The 17251-nt window shown below is 51.7% G+C and carries 16 protein-coding genes; 9 read left to right on the top strand and 7 right to left on the bottom strand.

Annotated elements, in window-relative coordinates:
• Window positions 1-8: 8 nt before the first annotated feature.
• Both mlc and N7268_RS21965 read right to left on the bottom strand, forming a co-directional pair.
• Entirely contained in the window at window positions 9-1229 is a 1221-nt protein-coding gene (gene mlc / locus N7268_RS21960) for a sugar metabolism global transcriptional regulator Mlc (protein WP_260864472.1), read from the bottom strand.
• A gap of 128 nt (window positions 1230-1357) precedes the next feature.
• Window positions 1358-2257, bottom strand: a complete 900-nt coding sequence (locus N7268_RS21965; protein ID WP_260864473.1) for a LysR family transcriptional regulator — start codon at window positions 2255-2257, stop codon at window positions 1358-1360.
• A gap of 106 nt (window positions 2258-2363) precedes the next feature.
• Between N7268_RS21965 and N7268_RS21970 the strand changes: the two genes are divergently transcribed.
• The 4 genes from N7268_RS21970 (at window position 2364) to N7268_RS21985 (ending at window position 6822) form a co-directional block, all read left to right on the top strand.
• The gene (locus N7268_RS21970) at window positions 2364-3617 is read left to right on the top strand and encodes an MFS transporter (RefSeq protein WP_198904258.1); all 1254 of its coding nucleotides are present in this window, start codon (window positions 2364-2366) and stop codon (window positions 3615-3617) included.
• Between the two features lie 92 nt (window positions 3618-3709).
• On the top strand, window positions 3710-5197 hold the full coding sequence (locus N7268_RS21975; protein ID WP_260864474.1) for a carboxypeptidase M32: 1488 nt from the start codon (window positions 3710-3712) through the stop codon (window positions 5195-5197).
• Window positions 5198-5334: 137 nt separating this feature from the next.
• A complete protein-coding gene (gene asr, locus N7268_RS21980) occupies window positions 5335-5730 on the top strand; it encodes an acid resistance repetitive basic protein Asr (protein WP_260864709.1) in 396 nt (131 codons plus the stop codon).
• Window positions 5731-6000: 270 nt separating this feature from the next.
• The gene (locus tag N7268_RS21985; RefSeq protein WP_260864475.1) at window positions 6001-6822 is read left to right on the top strand and encodes a trypsin-like serine peptidase; all 822 of its coding nucleotides are present in this window, start codon (window positions 6001-6003) and stop codon (window positions 6820-6822) included.
• Window positions 6823-6857: 35 nt separating this feature from the next.
• On the opposite strand, the gene mdtI is transcribed toward N7268_RS21985, so the two are convergent.
• Window positions 6858-7187 (bottom strand): multidrug/spermidine efflux SMR transporter subunit MdtI, encoded by a 330-nt coding sequence (mdtI, locus tag N7268_RS21990; RefSeq protein WP_260864476.1) that lies wholly within the window; start codon window positions 7185-7187, stop codon window positions 6858-6860.
• Window positions 7174-7536 (bottom strand): multidrug/spermidine efflux SMR transporter subunit MdtJ, encoded by a 363-nt coding sequence (gene mdtJ / locus N7268_RS21995; RefSeq protein ID WP_260864477.1) that lies wholly within the window; start codon window positions 7534-7536, stop codon window positions 7174-7176. The genes mdtI and mdtJ overlap by 14 nt, the downstream gene beginning before the upstream one ends.
• A 420-nt stretch (window positions 7537-7956) precedes the next feature.
• Between mdtJ and N7268_RS22000 the strand changes: the two genes are divergently transcribed.
• The gene (locus N7268_RS22000; protein ID WP_260864478.1) at window positions 7957-8991 is read left to right on the top strand and encodes an AI-2E family transporter; all 1035 of its coding nucleotides are present in this window, start codon (window positions 7957-7959) and stop codon (window positions 8989-8991) included.
• A 76-nt stretch (window positions 8992-9067) separates the two neighbouring features.
• On the opposite strand, the gene pntB is transcribed toward N7268_RS22000, so the two are convergent.
• Together pntB and pntA are read right to left on the bottom strand one after the other, a co-directional pair.
• Window positions 9068-10456: a Re/Si-specific NAD(P)(+) transhydrogenase subunit beta gene (gene pntB, locus N7268_RS22005; protein ID WP_260864479.1), complete on the bottom strand. Its 1389-nt coding sequence runs from the start codon at window positions 10454-10456 to the stop codon at window positions 9068-9070.
• Window positions 10457-10466: 10 nt separating this feature from the next.
• On the bottom strand, window positions 10467-11996 hold the full coding sequence (gene pntA / locus N7268_RS22010) for a Re/Si-specific NAD(P)(+) transhydrogenase subunit alpha (RefSeq protein WP_198904265.1): 1530 nt from the start codon (window positions 11994-11996) through the stop codon (window positions 10467-10469).
• A 524-nt stretch (window positions 11997-12520) separates the two neighbouring features.
• Between pntA and ydgH the strand changes: the two genes are divergently transcribed.
• From ydgH to folM, 3 genes are all read left to right on the top strand, one after another.
• Window positions 12521-13465 carry a DUF1471 family protein YdgH gene (ydgH, locus tag N7268_RS22015; RefSeq protein ID WP_260864480.1) on the top strand — a complete coding sequence of 315 codons (945 nt, stop codon included), beginning with the start codon at window positions 12521-12523 and terminating at the stop codon, window positions 13463-13465.
• A 266-nt stretch (window positions 13466-13731) separates the two neighbouring features.
• The gene (locus tag N7268_RS22020) at window positions 13732-15114 is read left to right on the top strand and encodes an amino acid permease (protein WP_198904267.1); all 1383 of its coding nucleotides are present in this window, start codon (window positions 13732-13734) and stop codon (window positions 15112-15114) included.
• A 37-nt stretch (window positions 15115-15151) separates the two neighbouring features.
• On the top strand, window positions 15152-15874 hold the full coding sequence (gene folM, locus N7268_RS22025) for a dihydromonapterin reductase (protein WP_260864481.1): 723 nt from the start codon (window positions 15152-15154) through the stop codon (window positions 15872-15874).
• Here folM and N7268_RS22030 read toward each other — a convergent pair.
• Window positions 15871-16206 carry a GlpM family protein gene (locus tag N7268_RS22030; protein WP_016153026.1) on the bottom strand — a complete coding sequence of 112 codons (336 nt, stop codon included), beginning with the start codon at window positions 16204-16206 and terminating at the stop codon, window positions 15871-15873. The two genes, folM and N7268_RS22030, sit on opposite strands and share 4 nt — an antisense overlap.
• Window positions 16207-16332: 126 nt before the next feature.
• Here N7268_RS22030 and rstA point away from each other — a divergent pair, with 126 nt between their 5' ends.
• On the top strand, window positions 16333-17067 hold the full coding sequence (rstA, locus tag N7268_RS22035) for a two-component system response regulator RstA (protein ID WP_260864482.1): 735 nt from the start codon (window positions 16333-16335) through the stop codon (window positions 17065-17067).
• The last annotated feature ends 184 nt before the right edge of the window (window positions 17068-17251 follow it).

Raw genomic sequence — 17251 nt, forward strand, 5'->3', positions numbered from 1 at the left:
AAAAAATGTTAACCCTGTAATAGACGAATCAACAAAGAACCGTTATACATCGCGTCCTTAACAAGAGCAGCTCCAGCCATCGTCCCCTGGTTGGTAAACTGTGTACTTTCGACAACAATATGCTGACTGTAGGCGGGAAGCGCTTGCTGACGAATGCTGTCAGCAATGGTCGGGAACAAAATGTCGGCTGCCTTACTGAGCGGAGAACCGATCAGAATCTTTTGCGGGTTGAATAAATTCACCATGATGGCAAGGATCCGGCCCACATGAGTTCCGACGCCGCTAATAATATCTTTCGCCAATAAATCGCCCTGCATGGCCGCCTGGCACAGTGAATCCACCGTCAGTGGCTGCCCATGTAATGAGGAACTCATCGACTGCTTTAGCCGTACCTGCGCCAGCTCAAGCACACTGTCTACGCTGGCGATTGTCTCCAGACAACCGTGGTTGCCGCAATAGCAGCGTTTGCCGTAAGGATCGACCTGCGTATGGCCGATTTCCACCAGGCTGCTACTGCCCGCATGCAGCAAATGACCATCGGTAATCACGCCAGCCCCTACGTTGTGGTCAATCACCACCTGAATCACATCGCGGGCCCCGCGCGACGCGCCAAAAAGCGCTTCGGCCATGGTCCATGCGCTGATATCGTGCTGAATGTAGACCGGCACACCGGTATGCTGCTCAAGCGCTTCACCCAGCGGCATTTCTTTCACATCATCATAAAACGGCATGCGATGAACGACGCCGTTTTCAGTATCGATAATGCCGGGCAAGGTGATGGCGATAGAGGTTAACCGCTCGAGCTTTTGCTGGTGACGGATAAAAAACTGATCGACCTGCGCGATAATACGTTCAAGCAATGGGGTCTCTGAGACCAGCGCCATTTCAAGACAGTCTTCAACCACCAGCTTGCTGCTGAGATCGCGTAACGCGAGAAAAATTTCGCCGCGACTAATACGAATGGATAAGTAGTGCCACGCTTCCGTTTCAACCACCAGGCCAACTGCCGGACGCCCACGACTCCCCGCTTCTTTTATTTCCAGCTCTTGCACCAAATGCGCTTCGAGCATTTCTCGCACAATTTTTGTGATACTGGCTGGCGCCAATTGTGCCAGGCGAGAGAGATCAATACGCGATACCGGTCCAAGCTGATCAATCAGGCGATACACCGCGCCCGCATTGGTCTGCTTAATTTGATCGATATGCCCAGGCTGACTATCAGCAACCACCACTTACTCCCTTTATTTTCGCGCTCCGAAATAATCTGTGGACTATGGTGAAGCACTTCAATGGTTTCCGTCAACTTTTTACTTAGCCTTGTGATTTACTGCACATTTTTGCCCATTTTTAAACTTAATTAAGTGCCCTGAACAGCCGCTATAAGCTGCTGACGAAAGCGTTGGGCAGCATGACTTTGTTCACGATGTTTGGGCCAAACCAACCACATTTCAGACACAGCATCTTCTTCCGCGATGGGAAGCCAGCACATTTCATCCAGTTGTACCCGTTTAAATGACGCGGGCAGAATGGAGACGCCTAATCCAGCCGCCACCAGACCGATGATGGTCATGGCTTCCCCCACCTCCTGAGTGATCGTCGGCGTCAGGCCGTAGCGGCGCATCAGACCAAGAATATCGTCATACAACCCGGTGCCCACATGGGGGTCAAAAAAGACAAAAGGCTCACTGGCCAGTTCCGCCAGCGTAACTACCGGTTTTTGCGCCAGGGGATGTACACGGGGGATCATCGCCATTAACGGTTCATGGAGGATGACCTCCCAGTTCAGGGTGTCCGGGAGTTGCGTATTGCGCAGCAACCCCATATCCAGCGTGCCTTCGTTGAGCGGCGCAATTTGTTCACGCGTATTCATTTCACGGGTTTGCATATGCACAGCCGGATAACACTGGCGAAAATGGGATAACGTATCGGACACGGCCTTAATAAATGGCGCGGAGGAGGTAAAGCCAATGCGCAGTTCCCCGGCCTCACCGAGATGCAGGCGCTCAGCTCTTGCTGCGGCCTCGTTCACCAGTCCGAGAATCTGTCTGCTGTCCGCCAAAAACTGTTTACCTGCGGCGGTCAATGCTACGCTCCGATTCGTCCGCGCCAGTAACCGGGCACCCACCTGCTGCTCGAGGATCTGGATCTGCTGACTCAACGGGGGTTGCGAGATATTCAGCCGTGCTGCCGCACGACCAAAATGTAGCTCTTCGGCCACGGCCACAAAGTAACGCAGATGACGCAGTTCGATATTCATATTTTTAAAATATTATTTGAGATTATTAATATATTAGACAGAATATTGTGATTTTCCTACTCTAAAGGCCAGTCCTGTCGTCGTCATTATTAAGCAAGGATTTCAAGTGAGTCGTACAACTATCGTCGATACCGCGCCGGCAAGCGGTATTGATGAAAACATTATTGCCCCGCCGGATGGTTATATAAAACGCGGTACATCCTCTTTTATGCGCGTCACGCTCGCGCTTTTTTCTGCCGGACTGGCGACATTCGCCCTTCTCTATTGTGTGCAACCGATATTGCCCGTGCTCTCGCATGAATTCGGCGTATCGCCCGCCAGCAGCAGTATTTCACTTTCGATCTCAACCGCGATGCTAGCGATTGGTTTACTGTTTACCGGCCCACTTTCCGATGCCATTGGTCGCAAACCTGTGATGGTCACTGCGCTGCTGCTGGCCTCGTGCTGCACGCTTCTTTCCACAATGATGACCAGCTGGCATGGGATATTAATCATGCGCGCGCTGATTGGCCTGTCGCTAAGCGGCGTGGCTGCCGTCGGCATGACTTATCTCAGTGAGGAAATTCATCCCAGTTTCGTTGCCTTCTCAATGGGCTTATATATCAGTGGGAACTCGATTGGCGGCATGAGTGGTCGCTTGATCAGCGGTGTATTTACCGACTTTTTTAGCTGGCGTATTGCCCTGGCGGCCATCGGCTGTTTTGCGCTGGCGTCCGCGCTGATGTTCTGGAAAATCTTACCGGCATCCCGACACTTCAGGCCAACTTCGCTACGTCCCAAAACGCTGTTTATCAACTTCCGTTTGCACTGGCGTGACAAAGGTTTGCCGCTGCTGTTTGCCGAAGGTTTTCTGCTGATGGGCGCATTCGTTACGCTGTTTAACTACATCGGCTATCGTTTGATGCTGTCACCCTGGGAACTCAGCCAGGCCATTGTCGGCCTGCTCTCGGTGGCGTACCTGACCGGTACCTGGAGTTCGCCAAAAGCGGGCTCGATGACCACCCGTTATGGTCGCGGCCCGGTCATGTTGTTCTCAACGGGTGTCATGCTGTTCGGGCTGCTGATGACACTGTTCACGTCGCTGTGGCTGATTTTTGCCGGAATGCTGCTTTTTTCCGCCGGTTTCTTTGCCGCACACTCCGTCGCAAGCAGCTGGATTGGTCCGCGCGCTAAGCGCGCCAAAGGCCAGGCGTCATCACTGTATCTGTTCAGTTATTATCTGGGATCAAGTATTGCCGGTACGCTGGGCGGCGTGTTCTGGCACAACTACGGCTGGAACGGCGTAGGCGGATTTATTGCACTGATGCTCGTAATGGCGTTACTGGTTGGCGCTCGATTGCATCACCGCCTGCACGCATAAATAACGATGCCCGGAAAGGGTAAAACATTACCGGGCATCAAGAAATCGCGATAGACTCTGAAATCAGGTCCAGCAGAACGAGAACTGAAATAATGAGTAACAGCGCGAATTACCAACAACTTACCCGCACCTTCCAGCGCCTCTCTCGCTTCTCCCATCTCTCGGCAATCACCAGTTGGGACATGTTTACCATGATGCCTTCCGGCGGTAGTAAAGCCCGAAGCGAAGCGTTGGCAGAACTGAGCGTACTTGAACATCAGATCTTAACCGACCCAAACGTAGCAACGTGGATCGCCGCAGCCGGGCAGGACGATCTGAGTGATATTGAACGGGCCAATCTGCGCGAAATGTCACGACTTCATCATCAGGCTTCGCTATTGCCGGAGTCTCTGGTGGAAGCGAAGTCCCTGGCAGGCAGTCGCTGTGAACATGCCTGGCGCAGCCAGCGCCCGGCTAACGACTGGGAAGGTTTTGCCGAAAACCTGAGAGACGTCGTTAAGTACAGTCGCGAAGAAGCCAAACTGCGCGCCGAAGCCAAAGGCTGTACACCTTACGATGCACTCCTCGATGTCTTTGAGCCAGACATGACCAGTGCCCGGCTGGACGTATTATTTGCAGATCTGAAAAGCTGGCTTCCGGACCTGTTAAATAAGGTCGTGGAAAAACAGTCTCAGCAATCCCTCATCGCCCCTGTGGGTCCTTTCCCGACCGCGATTCAGCGCGAGTTAGGTCTTGAGACCATGGCACAGCTTGGGTTTGACTTTACCGCAGGAAGACTGGATATCAGCGCGCATCCATTCTGCGGCGGCGTGCCGGAAGATGTTCGCATTACCACGCGCTATGATGAAAACGAGTTACTCAGCGCGTTGTTTGGCGTTATCCATGAAACCGGCCACGCCCGCTATGAGCAAAACCTGCCACGCAAATGGTCAGGACAACCTATTGCGCTTGCGCGTTCAACCGCGATCCATGAATCCCAGAGCCTGTTCTTTGAAATGCAACTGGCTCGCAGCGATGCATTCCTGAGGCGGTTGATTCCGGCGGTTAAGCAACATTTCGGCGATCAGCCTGCCTTTGAGGAACGTAACTTCATCGCCTGGAACCAGCAGGTGAAACCTGGGTTTATCCGTGTTGATGCAGATGAGGTCAGCTACCCTGCCCACGTTATCCTGCGCTACGAAATTGAGCGGGCATTGATTAATGGCGACATTGAGGTCGATGATATCCCGGCGCTCTGGAACGAGAAAATGCAAGCGTGGCTCGGATTATCAACGATCGGTAACTATCGCAATGGTTGTATGCAGGATATTCACTGGACCGATGGCGGGTTTGGTTACTTCCCTTCTTATACCCTGGGAGCCATGTATGCAGCACAGTTGTTTAGTGCAGCGAACCGCGCATTGCCCGGTTTAGAACAGGCCATCGCACAAGGGGACTACAGCGGACTCTTTGAGTGGCTGCGCCAGAATATCTGGCAGCATGGCAGCCGTTTCACCACCGAACAACTCATTACTCAGGCCACCGGAGAGCCTCTGAACAGTCGTTATTTCCGCGCGCATCTGGAAGCCCGCTATTTGTAATCTCATACCGTGAGTCGTTGTACATATCGTTACACGCCGATACCAATGACTCACGGAAGCCCTGTGATAACAGCGATATAGTTATTTCAACGGCCCCGCAGTGGGGTTGAATGAAAAACCAAATCGAGGGTATGAGAATGAAAAAAGTATTAGCTCTGGTTGTTGCCGCTGCTATGGGTCTGTCTTCTGCTGCTTTTGCTGCTGAAACAACTGCTACCACTACTCCGGCTGCAGCTGCAACCACCAAAGCAGCACCGGCAAAAACCACACATCATAAAAAACATCACAAAGCCGCTGAGCAGAAAGCCCAGGCCGCTAAAAAGCACACCAAAAAAGCAGCAACTAAACCTGCTGTAGAACAAAAAGCACCAGAGCAGAAAGCTCAGGCTGCTAAAAAACACCATAAAAAAGCAGCCACTAAACCTGCTGTAGAGCAAAAAGCACCAGAACAGAAAGCGCAGGCTGCTAAAAAACATACCAAAAAAGCCGTAAAACACGAAGCCGCTAAACCCGCTGCTCAACCGGCTGCATAAGTCTGATGTAACAACCCTGGCGCCCCCCGCGCCATCGCATACGGCGCTAAATCGTCCTGATTTAGCGCCGCCTTTCGGAGGGTAAAATGGTGTCACATTACCGCTTTGAGTTCATTTTTATTACACTGATAATTTGTGCCCTGATCGCCACACATTTTTATCTTTCCTGAGTGTAGTTGACTGATTTTGCTCCCACTTTCCCACCGTCCCGTCTATAGTATTCATTGAGGGTTTGCTTTTAATAATCATAATTCCCCACCAGAGTGTGATATGCATAAAACCACTGCGGTATTACTGGGTTCAATTTGTTTTCTTCCTGTCGTTGCACATGCGGATCAGCCCGCAACGACCAGCACTGATGCTGATGACATAAAAACGCTGTTCTTTGGGCATGACGATCGCGTTCAAATCCCGGACCCAACACAGTCCCCCTGGGACGCCATCGGACAACTGGAGACCGCCAGCGGTAACCTGTGTACGGCCACGCTTATTTCACCTCATCTTGCCCTGACTGCCGGACACTGCCTGTTAACCCCACCGAAAGGCAAGCCGGATAAAGCCGTTGCACTGCGGTTTGTGTCAAAAAAAGGCGTCTGGCGCTATGAGATTCACGGTATTGAAGGACGCGTTGATCCTTCGCTCGGCAAGCGTTTAAAAGCGGATGGTGACGGCTGGATTGTTCCTCCCTCAGCAGCACCCTGGGATTTTGGTCTGGTGGTCTTACGTTACCCGCCATCAGGGATCACACCACTTCCTTTATTTGAAGGTGATAAAACGGCGTTAACTGCGGCATTGAAAGCTGCAGACCGTAAAGTGACTCAGTCAGGCTACCCGGAGGATCATCTGGACGATCTGTATACGCATGAGAATTGTGTTGTTACCGGTTGGGCGCAAAAAACGGTGTTGTCACATCAGTGCGACACGCTTCCCGGCGACAGCGGTTCCCCATTGATGCTGAAAACAGAGTCCGGCTGGCAATTGATTGGCGTTCAAAGCTCCGCACCGGCGGCAAAAGATCGCTGGCGGGCCGATAATCGCGCAATTTCGGTGACCGGATTTCGCGATAAACTGGAAGAACTGGCGAAAGAATAACACGATGCTGCCTGCGTTTGCAGGCAGCACGGGAATCAGGCAAGTTTAATCATAACCATGCCGGCCAGAAGCAATGCCACGCCAATCCAGCCTTTATTATTCAGGCGCTGGCCGAACAATACCCATCCGGCAGCCAGCGTTGCGGCGATCCCAAATCCGCCCCACAGTGCGTACGCAACCGAAAGGTCGATCCCCTTTACGGCCTGGGACAGCGCGCTAAACGCGGCAAGTACGGCAGCCAGCGACAGCACGCCATATGTTTTGCGGCGAAAACCATCCGAAAACTTCAAAAAGACGTTAGCGGCAATTTCCAGGACGATGGCTAATCCTAACCAGGCGCCGTGAACCCACTCAAACTGCTGCATGAGTCACCTCATTTCTTGCTTTCGTCGGCTTACGCGTACCGGATTTAATCAGCACAATACCTAACACCAGCGAAACCAGACCGGCTACCTTCATCGCAGATAACGTTTCATCAAATAACAGCACGCTAAACAATGTAATAAATAAAATACCGATGCCTTCCCATAAAGCATAGGCTACGCCAAGGGCGATTTTCTTAACGGCAAAGCTGAGAAAAATATATGACAAGGCGATCATGACCAGCATTAAAATAAAACCAGCATGACCATTACCGACGCTCGCCCATTTCATTGACAGCGTTCCGGTAATTTCAGCCGCAATGGCCAGACCTAATAAAATCCAGTAAAACATGGTGCTTCTCCTGCTTGAGAATAAAATCCTTTGGGCCTACTGCACGCAGCAAACCAAAAAATAAAATGAGATAGCTCAGCGCATAACGCCAGCTCAGGCAGAAGAAGGGACTAAAGCGCGTTGCGCCAGTGTTGCTCACCCGCAAGCAGGAAAGTGGAAGAGGTACGAAGAAGTGTAGGTAAACGCAAAAACATCCTGAACATATTGTCCATAATATTACAATTATCCGCAGTGTTGCTTCTCGTCATCGCGGATGATAATTGTCCTCGGTAGTTAAACACAGCAGATTTGTATCATAGCTTCAATACGAACTCAAAACCTTTTCACTTCTTTACCCGGTCCGTTTGATTTTTGTTAGAACTGTTCGAGGCAAGTCACATTATTATTTCGGGTATATTGAGGAAAAATTCAGGAATAAACATGGCGAAACCGATCATCACTCTTAACGGCCTAAAGTTAGTCATCATGCTGGGTATGCTGGTTATCATACTGACCGGCATCCGCTTTGCCGCCGATATCATCGTCCCCTTTATTCTGGCGTTATTTATTTCCGTGGTACTCAATCCCGTGGTGCAACGCATGGTGAAACTGCGTGTCCCTCGCGTATTAGCGGTATCATTGCTGATTGTTATTATTGTCATGCTAATGGTGCTGCTTTTGGCTTATTTAGGGACATCCTTAAATGAACTGGCGCGCACGTTGCCGCAATACCGTTCTTCGTTAGTGATCCCGTTAAAAAATATTGAGCCCTGGCTACAGCGCGCAGGCATCGGCGTTTCCGTGGATGAGCTCGTCAAATATATCGATCCTAACGCGGCCATGACGCTGGTGACCAATTTGTTGGCACAACTGTCCAATGCCATGTCGTCGATCTTTTTACTGCTACTAACGGTGGTGTTTATGCTGCTGGAGGTTCCACAACTCCCCTGCAAGCTCAAACAAATGATGAATCGACCACTCGAAGGAATGGCGGCTATTCAACGCGCCATCGACAGTGTATCGCACTACCTGGTGCTCAAAACGGCGATCAGCATTGTCACCGGACTTGTCGCATGGGGGATGCTGGCCGCGCTCGACGTCCGTTTCGCATTTGTCTGGGGATTACTGGCTTTCGCCCTGAACTACATACCTAATATCGGTTCCGTACTGGCGGCGATTCCGCCCATTGCACAGGTGCTGGTATTTAGCGGATTTTATGATGCGCTGGTGGTGCTGGCGGGCTATCTGGTGATTAACCTGGTCTTCGGCAATATTCTCGAACCGCGCATTATGGGACGTGGGCTGGGGTTATCCACGCTGGTGGTATTCCTGTCTTTGATCTTTTGGGGCTGGCTACTGGGGCCGGTGGGAATGCTGCTTTCGGTACCGCTGACCATCATTGTTAAAATTGCACTTGAGCAAACCGAAGGTGGGCAAAGCATCGCCGTACTGCTGAGCGATCTCAACAAAGCCTGACATAACGCTCAACTGTCATTTACAGGGGAAGTAAACAGACTAACGGCCTCCGGGGAGGCCGTTAGTCTGACAAGCATTACAGCGCTTTTAGAATGGCATCCACGCTGGCTTTGGCATCACCAAACAGCATATGGGTGTTATCTTTGAAGAACAGCGGGTTCTGCACACCAGCATAGCCGGTATTCATCGAACGCTTGAACACAATGACGTTCTGCGCCTTCCACACTTCCAGCACCGGCATGCCAGCGATAGGGCTGCGCGGATCGTCTTGCGCCGCCGGGTTTACCGTATCGTTCGCGCCAATAACCAGTACCGTGTCGGTCTCGGCGAAATCTTCATTGATCTCATCCATTTCCAGCACAATGTCATACGGCACTTTGGCTTCCGCCAGCAGCACGTTCATGTGACCAGGCAGACGCCCCGCCACCGGGTGAATACCGAAACGCACCTTGATGCCACGCGCGCGCAGTTTCTCGGTAATTTCTGCAACCGGATACTGCGCTTGCGCCACAGCCATGCCGTAGCCTGGGGTGATGATCACAGAGTGTGAATTCTTCAGCATATCCGCTGTGTCTTCCGCACTAATTTCGCGATGCTCACCCGCTTCTTCCGCGTCGCCTGTAGAAGAACCATCGGTGCCAAAACCACCGGCAATCACGCTGATGAACGAACGGTTCATCGCCTTACACATGATGTAAGACAGGATCGCACCCGAAGAACCCACCAGCGCGCCGGTGACGATCAACAGGTCATTGCTCAGCATAAAGCCCGCTGCCGCTGCTGCCCAACCTGAATAGGAGTTCAGCATTGAAACCACAACCGGCATATCCGCACCACCGATTGACGCCACCAGATGCCAGCCGAACGCCAGGGCAATAATGGTCATCACCAGCAGCGCCAGTACCTGCAGCCCAACGCTTTCAGTACGAACAAACACCACCAGCAACAGGAACGATACCACCAGCGCCGCCAGGTTCATTTTGTGACGATTTGGCAGCATCAGCGGCTTAGAGGAGATCTTGCCGCGCAGTTTACCAAACGCCACCACAGAACCCGTGAACGTCACCGCACCGATAAAGATGCCCAGGAACACTTCCGTCAGGTGAATGTTCACCAGAATCGGTTCCAGACCGGTATCGTGATACAGGTAGCTGTTAAAGCCGACCAGCACCGCAGCCAGGCCGACGAAGCTGTGCAGAATCGCCACCAGCTCCGGCATCTCGGTCATCTCAACTTTCTTCGCCAGGCGAATACCAATCGCGCCGCCGATGATCATTGCGACCAGAATCCACGCAACGTTGCCGGTATCCGGGCCAAAAATCGTCGCGATCAGCGCAATCGCCATCCCGGCGATACCGAAGTTGTTACCCTGCTGGGACGTTTCGTGTTTCGAAAGTCCTGCAAGGCTGAAAATAAACAGGATCGCGGCAACAATGTATGCAGCTGTAACTAATCCTCCAGACATGTGTTACCCCTTAGTTTTTCCGGAACATTTTCAGCATGCGCTGAGTCACGGTGAAGCCACCGAAAATATTAATGCTGGCAATAAGCACCGCGATAAAGCTCAGGAAACTCACCCAGCCCCCCTGGCCGATCTGCAATAATGCCCCCACAACGATAATCCCTGAAATGGCGTTGGTTACCGACATCAACGGCGTATGCAGCGCATGCGACACGTTCCATACCACGTAATAACCCACCACGCAGGAGAGCGCGAACACGGTGAAGTGACCGAGGAACTCTTTTGGCGCGACATCCGCAAGCCAGCCAAACAGAATAACCACCAGCGCCATCAGCGCGTATTTGCGCCATGGGGATACTGGTTTCTTCTCTTCTACGGGTGCAGGCGCTGCTTTTGGCGCAGCCTGAGGCTGAGCTGAAACCTGGATAGGTGGCGCAGGCCATGTGATTTCACCTTCGCGAACCACTGTCACGCCGCGCACGACAACGTCGTCGAAATCAACGGTGATATTGCCGTCTTTCTCTTTGCACAACAGCTTGAGCAGGTTAACCAGGTTGGTACCGTACAGTTGCGAAGACTGCGTCGGCAAACGTCCCGGAAGATCGGTATAGCCGATAACCTTGACGCCGTTTTCGGTAGTGGTGACCTGGTTGGCAACGGTGTACTCACAGTTACCGCCGTTTTGCGCCGCCAGATCGACAATGACGCTACCCGATTTCATGGAATCAACCATTTCGCGCGTGATCAGTTTCGGCGCAGGTTTGCCCGGGATCAACGCGGTCGTCACGATAATATCGACATCTTTCGCCTGAGCGGCAAACAGTTCCATCTCAGCTTTGATAAACGCTTCAGACATGACTTTGGCATAACCATCGCCACTGCCCGCTTCCTCTTTGAAATCCAGCTCGAGGAATTCAGCGCCCATACTCTGAACTTGTTCTTTCACTTCCGGGCGCGTATCAAAAGCGCGAACAATCGCGCCAAGGCTGTTTGCCGCACCAATTGCAGCAAGCCCCGCAACACCGGCGCCGATAACCATCACTTTCGCAGGCGGAACTTTACCGGCAGCGGTGATTTGGCCAGTAAAGAATCGGCCAAACTCATGCGCGGCTTCAACAATGGCACGATAACCCGCGATGTTGGCCATCGAACTTAAAGCATCCAGAGACTGCGCACGCGAAATACGCGGTACCGAGTCCATCGCCATGACCGTTACATTTCGTTCAGCGAGCTTCTGCAACAACTCAGGATTTTGCGCAGGCCAGAGAAAACTCACCAGCGTGGTACCCGGATTCAACAACGGAATTTCGAACGCTTCCGGCGCATTTACCTTCAGGATAATCTCTGACTGCCAGACGGCATCCCCGTCAACAATTTCTGCGCCCGCCTGCACAAACGCCTTATCGTCAAAACTTGCCAGTTGACCTGCGCCGCTTTCAACCGCGACGCTAAAACCCAGCTTCAGCAGCTGCTCAACCGTCTTCGGCGTTGCTGCGACACGGGTTTCATTGGTTAACCGTTCTTTTGGTATGCCAATTCGCATAATGTTCCCTTCCATCTGTATTTTTGATGATGGTTTATCAATGTTCGCAAGTGGCATATGCGCACTTACGTAAGAGGTAAGTTTTACCTCAACAAAATAAAACAGTAACAAACTCTGTATAACGTACTGAAATTAGCGCCTGTGATCTAGCGCCAAAAAACAGTATTTATTATGAAATTCGTAAAACAGGGATGAATTTACCCGTAGACAGGGATAATGCCCATGAAATAGCCCACAAAGGCCGATAATTCGCTCAAGCGAAGCGGCAAAACATGATTAAGCGCCATCCAAAAACAATTAATTAACATTAAATTAACTTATGAAATTCAACTGCTTTATCAGTTTTGCTGTCAAACGCCCAATTTTTGGACATTTAAGCAAATGTTATCGCTGTTGTTACTTCACCTGGCACGATGAGTGAAAAATGACGCAGACACTGACACAATTTAAATGCAATAATCAGCCACGTTTCTAGTCAATAACAATACCAGTACCTGGTTTGCGCAAGGCGAAGGATTATTTTTATGAAGCTTAAGAACACTCTCCTGGCGTCCGCACTTCTTTCTGCGACTGCTTTTTCTGCAAGTGCAGCAACAGAATTGACGCCGGAGCAAGCGGCTGCCCTGAAACCCTATGACCGCATTGTGGTTACCGGTCGTTTTAACGCTATCGGCGACGCGGTTAACGCAGTTTCCCGCCGTGCAGATAAAGACGGTGCAGCCTCATTTTATGTTGTTGATACCTCAGACTTTGGCAGCGGTGGTAACTGGCGCGTTGTGGCCGACGTCTATAAAGCCGACGCTGAAAAAGCGGAAGTCACCAAAAATCGCGTGATCAACGGCATTATCGAATTACCAAAAGATCAGGCCGTTCTGCTGGAACCTTTTGATACCGTTACGGTGCAGGGTTTCTACCGCAGCCAGCCAGAAGTCAATGACGCCATTACTAAAGCAGCAAAAGAGAAAGGCGCGTACTCTTTCTATATCGTTCGTCAGGTTGATGCCAACCAGGGCGGCAACCAGCGTATTACCGCATTTGTCTATAAAGCCGATGCGAAAAAACGTGTTGTCCAGAGTCCTGATGCCATCCCGGCGGATTCCGATGCAGGTCGCGCAGCATTAGCGGCGGGCGGCGAAGCAGCGAAGAAAGTTGAGATCCCGGGCGTTGCGACGACCGCTTCTCCAAGCGCTGAAGTGGGACGCTTCTTCGAAACGCAGTCAACCAAAGGCGGACGTTACACTGTCACGTTACCGGATGGGACTAAAGTCGAAGAGCTGAACAAAGCGACCGCTGCCATGATGGTGCCGTTCGACAGCATCAAGTTCACCGGTAACTACGGCAACATGACCGAAGTGTCCTATCAGGTTGCCAAACGTGCAGCGAAAAAAGGCGCGAAGTACTATCACATTACCCGCCAGTGGCAGGAACGTGGTAACAACATGACCATCAGCGCCGATCTGTATAAATAAAACCTGATCGCCGGATGACGGTATTAATGCCTTATCTGGTCTACAGTCCTCTGTAGGCCAGATAGTTCGTCAAGGCAAGGCTATCCGCCAGGGCGAAAACATCACAATTAAGACAACTTTTCACACTATCAGTCACAAATATCTTCATCCCCATTGCATGCGCTCCCTTCTCTCCGTAAAATCCCGCGCCTTAGTGGCTTTCACCATTTTTATGCGGTTTGCCAAAATAATTATTCTTCCACACTCGTTTTTGTCACTGGATACAAATGGAAAAGAAATTGGGTCTGAGCGCACTGACCGCGCTGGTTTTAAGCTCAATGCTTGGCGCGGGCGTTTTCAGCCTGCCACAAAATATGGCAGCCGTCGCCAGCCCGGCCGCACTGATGATTGGTTGGGCGATTACCGGCGCGGGAATACTTTTGCTCGCGTTTGCCATGCTTATTCTGACGCGCATCCGCCCGGATCTGGATGGCGGTATTTTTACCTACGCACGTGAAGGCTTTGGTGAACTGATCGGTTTCTGCTCCGCGTGGGGATACTGGCTGTGCGCTGTTATCGCTAACGTCTCTTATCTGGTTATCGTTTTTTCCGCCCTCAGTTTCTTTACTGACACCCCTGAATTGCGACTTTTCGGCGACGGCAACACCTGGCAGTCTATTGTCGGCGCATCGGTGCTACTGTGGGTGGTGCATTTTCTGGTTCTGCGCGGCGTACAGACAGCAGCCAGTATTAACCTGGTTGCCACGCTGGCGAAGTTATTACCGCTGGGTCTGTTCATTGTGCTAGCGTTTATGCTGTTTAAGCTCGACACCTTTCGCCTGGACTTCACCGGAGTGAAGTTGGGCGTCCCCGTCTGGGAACAGGTTAAAAACACCATGCTTATCACGCTGTGGGTGTTCATCGGCGTGGAAGGTGCGGTCGTCGTCTCAGCCCGCGCACGTAACAAACGCGATGTAGGTCGTGCCACGCTGCTGGCTGTCCTCGCCGCGTTGGGTGTTTATCTGCTGGTGACCCTGCTTTCTCTTGGCGTTGTCGCTCGTCCTGAACTGGCTGAGATCCGTAACCCATCGATGGCGGGCCTGATGGTTAAAATGATGGGGCCATGGGGTGAGATTATTATTGCCGCGGGTCTGATTGTTTCCGTGTGCGGCGCATATTTGAGCTGGACAATCATGGCGGCAGAGGTGCCATTCCTGGCCTCCACGCACAAAGCATTCCCGCGTATTTTCGCGCGTCAGAATGCACAGGGCGCGCCATCAGCCTCTCTGTGGCTGACCAACATCTGCGTCCAGGTGTGCCTGGTGCTGATTTGGCTCACGGGTTCTGATTACAATACGCTGCTGACCATTGCTTCAGAGATGATTCTGGTGCCCTATTTCCTGGTCGGTGCCTTCTTGCTGAAAATAGCCACCCGTCCAATTCATCAGGCTGTCGGTGTCGGTGCGTGTATTTATGGCTTATGGTTATTGTATGCGTCAGGCCCGATGCACCTGTTGCTGTCGGTTGTACTGTATGCACCAGGGCTGCTGGTTTTCCTTTACGCCCGTAAAACAATCACGCACGATAACGTATTAAAACGCCAGGAAATTGCGTTGATCGGTCTGCTGCTTGTCGCCGCCGTTCCGGCAACCTGGATGTTGATGGGTTAAGTGTCATTCCCATCGTTTGATACATATGGAGATTACGATGGGTAAAAAACCCGTTTTACCAATTCTTATCACCGGCGGAGGTCGTCGAATCGGCCTCGCCATCGCATGGCATTTTCTTAATCAAAAACAGCCTGTTATCGTAAGTTACCGCACCCATTATCCTGCTATTGATGGCCTGCAAGAGGCGGGCGCGTTATGTCTTCAGGCTGATTTTTCAACCGATGAAGGTGTACTGGCCTTTGCCGATGAGGTTAAAGCGCATACCCATGGATTGCGCGCTATCGTGCACAATGCCAGCGCATGGATAGCGGAAAAACCCGGCATTGCGCTGTCTGACGTGCTGTCCAGTATGATGCAGATCCACGTCAACGCCCCCTACCTGCTCAACCACGCGCTGGAAGATAGACTACGCGGTCACGGTCATGCGGGCAGCGACATTATCCATTTCACGGATTACGTCGTGGAGCGCGGCAGCGACAAACACATTGCTTACGCCGCAAGCAAGGCTGCACTGGACAACATGACCCGTTCATTCGCCCGCAAGCTGGCACCGGAAGTCAAAGTTAACGCCATCGCCCCCTCACTGATTCTGTTTAATGAGGGCGATGATGCCGAGTATCGTCAGCAGGCGCTAAACAAGTCACTGATGAAGACAGCCCCAGGTGAAAAAGAAGTCATTGATTTAATAGACTATCTGTTGACCAGTTGCTTTGTCACCGGGCGTAGTTTTGCCGTTGATGGCGGCCGCCACCTGCGCTAGTGCAGTTTTATCCAGCAGAAAATCAGTAACCATGCGCTCAGGCCCCAGCACACAACCGACCCGCCGAGCGCAACGGGTAAACGCATAAAACCGGTGAAGTACCAGAGCGAAACGAGGTAGACAAAATACGGGATAATCGACCACATGCTGAACACAATGGTGGTTCGTAACGCCTCAATTCCGCGTTCGCTGGCCACAATATAGTGCGCGATCAACGCAAATGTCGGGAACAGCGGAATGAGTCCCGCAATATAGTAATTCTTTGTTTTAGCCAGTACACCTATCAACACCACGACCAGCGCACCCAGCGCCGCTTTGATAACAAGCCCCATCACTTTGCCTTAACACATCAACAACATCAGCCTCTAGCATAACGGAAGCGTTCTCGTTTATAAAAGATTAATGGCAGGAAAAACGGGGGCGGTGTATGTTGGCGTTTTATATTCAAAATGAATGATATGAACACCATCGTATTTGTTGAAGATGATCCTGAAGTAGGCTCGCTGATTGCTGCCTATCTGGCCCGGCATGATATTGAGGTTGTCGTGGAACCTCGAGGCGATCTGGCCGAAGAGAAGATCTTGCAGGTTCAACCGGATTTGGTGCTGTTAGATATTATGCTTCCGGGCAAAGATGGTATGACTATCTGCCGCGATTTACGTGGACGCTGGCAAGGACCGATTGTTCTGCTCACCTCGCTGGATAGCGACATGAACCATATTCTGGCGCTTGAAATGGGTGCCTGCGACTACATACTGAAAACAACGCCCCCCGCCGTACTGCTGGCCCGCCTGCGTCTGCATTTGCGTCAGAATGAACAGTCTACCCAGTCAAAAGGGATTCAGGCGGCTACGGTGACGCCGCATACCACGCTGCGCTTTGGCACTCTGACTATCGACCCAACCAACCGTTCTGTCCTGCTCGCGGGTGAACAAGTCTCTCTCTCTACCGCTGATTTTGAATTGCTCTGGGAACTGGCCACTCATGCCGGGCAGATTATGGATCGCGATGCGCTACTGAAAAACCTGCGCGGCGTAAGCTACGACGGTATGGATCGCAGTGTGGATGTGGCGATTTCACGATTGCGTAAAAAACTGCTCGATAATGCGACCGAACCCTACCGAATCAAAACGGTACGTAACAAAGGTTACCTGTTCGCACCGCACGCCTGGGATGACGAGCAACACAAATAGCCACTTCCGGCTGGTGTAATCAACCAGCCTGTGAAGTGACTCTCTGCTCTTTAACGATCTGTTTTTGTTGATACACACCCCATAAAAGTTACGTTGTCACTTAATTGTATGCAGGATAAGCGCCCAAACCTTGCATATGGCAGAACCACACTTTTTGTGTGGCCGCGGGTTCCCCCTCTCCCTA

This window comes from Citrobacter sp. Marseille-Q6884, assembly GCF_945906775.1.
Classification (GTDB): Bacteria; Pseudomonadota; Gammaproteobacteria; order Enterobacterales; family Enterobacteriaceae; genus Citrobacter.

Coding starts and splice junctions, on each gene's coding strand:
- N7268_RS21965 (WP_260864473.1), bottom strand. CDS start 2,257: ATGAATATCGAACTGCGTCATCTGCGTTACTTTGTGGCCGTGGCCGAA.
- N7268_RS21975 (WP_260864474.1), top strand. CDS start 3,710: ATGAGTAACAGCGCGAATTACCAACAACTTACCCGCACCTTCCAGCGC.
- asr (WP_260864709.1), top strand. CDS start 5,335: ATGAAAAAAGTATTAGCTCTGGTTGTTGCCGCTGCTATGGGTCTGTCT.
- N7268_RS21985 (WP_260864475.1), top strand. CDS start 6,001: ATGCATAAAACCACTGCGGTATTACTGGGTTCAATTTGTTTTCTTCCT.
- mdtI (WP_260864476.1), bottom strand. CDS start 7,187: ATGCAGCAGTTTGAGTGGGTTCACGGCGCCTGGTTAGGATTAGCCATC.
- mdtJ (WP_260864477.1), bottom strand. CDS start 7,536: ATGTTTTACTGGATTTTATTAGGTCTGGCCATTGCGGCTGAAATTACC.
- N7268_RS22000 (WP_260864478.1), top strand. CDS start 7,957: ATGGCGAAACCGATCATCACTCTTAACGGCCTAAAGTTAGTCATCATG.
- pntB (WP_260864479.1), bottom strand. CDS start 10,456: ATGTCTGGAGGATTAGTTACAGCTGCATACATTGTTGCCGCGATCCTG.
- pntA (WP_198904265.1), bottom strand. CDS start 11,996: ATGCGAATTGGCATACCAAAAGAACGGTTAACCAATGAAACCCGTGTC.
- ydgH (WP_260864480.1), top strand. CDS start 12,521: ATGAAGCTTAAGAACACTCTCCTGGCGTCCGCACTTCTTTCTGCGACT.
- N7268_RS22020 (WP_198904267.1), top strand. CDS start 13,732: ATGGAAAAGAAATTGGGTCTGAGCGCACTGACCGCGCTGGTTTTAAGC.
- folM (WP_260864481.1), top strand. CDS start 15,152: ATGGGTAAAAAACCCGTTTTACCAATTCTTATCACCGGCGGAGGTCGT.
- N7268_RS22030 (WP_016153026.1), bottom strand. CDS start 16,206: ATGGGGCTTGTTATCAAAGCGGCGCTGGGTGCGCTGGTCGTGGTGTTG.
- rstA (WP_260864482.1), top strand. CDS start 16,333: ATGAACACCATCGTATTTGTTGAAGATGATCCTGAAGTAGGCTCGCTG.